Annotated in this window: 1 CRISPR repeat array. The window is 72.6% G+C overall.

Annotated elements, in window-relative coordinates:
- Position 1 precedes the first annotated feature (1 nt).
- A CRISPR array of direct repeats spans positions 2–579; the repeat unit is 29 nt; unit sequence CGGTTGAGCCCCGCGCCTGCGGGGATCGG.
- Positions 580–585: the final 6 nt, after the last annotated feature.

The following is a 585-nucleotide window of genomic DNA, read 5'->3' as shown; positions in this document are numbered from 1 at the left end:
CCGGTTGAGCCCCGCGCCTGCGGGGATCGGCGCGAGGTGTCCATCGAGTGGCTGCGCGATGCCGGTTGAGCCCCGCGCCTGCGGGGATCGGTTGCCAAACGCACGCTTTGCGCTCGCATAGACCGGTTGAGCCCCGCGCCTGCGGGGATCGGCCAGGGGTGCGTTCATGCCTCACCCCCAAGGTCGGTTGAGCCCCGCGCCTGCGGGGATCGGGCAGCTCGCGGCGAGCCAGCTCGACGGTGATACGGTTGAGCCCCGCGCCTGCGGGGATCGGATCCCCAAGGGGCCGCGCCTGGTCGCTGTTCACGGTTGAGCCCCGCGCCTGCGGGGATCGGTGCTCCTGGCGCATCTCGTGGCGCAGCTCGATCGGTTGAGCCCCGCGCCTGCGGGGATCGGAGGTCGGCGTTGGTGGCGATCTCGGCTGTAGACGGTTGAGCCCCGCGCCTGCGGGGATCGGGGTTCTGCCTGCTGACGCACCACCCGCCACGGCGGTTGAGCCCCGCGCCTGCGGGGATCGGGTGCCAGGGAATGCCCGACGCGCCAAACGCGCCGGTTGAGCCCCGCGCCTGCGGGGATCGGGAATTC

Origin of the sequence: Franzmannia pantelleriensis (assembly GCF_900102875.1) — a bacterium.
Taxonomy (GTDB): Bacteria; Pseudomonadota; Gammaproteobacteria; order Pseudomonadales; family Halomonadaceae; genus Franzmannia; species Franzmannia pantelleriensis.
Note: the sequence above shows the minus strand (reverse complement) of the source record. Positions and strands in the feature narration are given on the sequence as shown.